Below are 430 nucleotides of genomic sequence, written 5' to 3'. Positions count from 1 at the left end.
GAGTAGGGGAGTAGGGGAGTAGGGACGGATGACCGAAAAAACAGGGTCCTACAAGGACTTGCTTGTTTGGGAGCAGGCGATGGATCTTGCGGTGGCGGTCTACGGTGCTACTAAATCCTGGCCCAAAGAAGAACTTTATGGGCTGACCAGCCAAGTGCGGCGCTCTGCAACGTCGGTGCCGGCAAACATAGCCGAGGGGTATGGCAGGGAAATTCGAGGCTCCTATCTGCAATTTCTCCGTATTGCCCAAGGATCATTGAAGGAGTTGGAAACTCAGCTTCTGATTGCTGAACGTATTGGCATCGCGCCGAAAGCGACGTCCGGCCCATTGTTGGCGAGTACCGAAAGTGTGGGAAAGCTTCTTCGGCTTCTAATCCGTAAACTTGCAGCCGAATAGCCTCCCCTATTCCCCTATTCCCCTATTCCCCTA

General features: G+C 53.7%; 1 protein-coding gene. It reads left to right on the top strand.

Going from position 1 to position 430, the window contains the following annotated elements:
* Positions 1–28 precede the first annotated feature (28 nt).
* Positions 29–397 carry a four helix bundle protein gene (locus EOB59_RS35065; RefSeq protein ID WP_013530241.1) on the top strand — a complete coding sequence of 123 codons (369 nt, stop codon included), beginning with the start codon at positions 29–31 and terminating at the stop codon, positions 395–397.
* Positions 398–430: the final 33 nt, after the last annotated feature.

The organism is Mesorhizobium sp. M7A.F.Ca.MR.176.00.0.0 (genome assembly GCF_004023165.1).
Lineage (GTDB): Bacteria > Pseudomonadota > Alphaproteobacteria > Rhizobiales > Rhizobiaceae > Mesorhizobium.
This window is presented reverse-complemented; position numbering and strand designations above follow the sequence as displayed.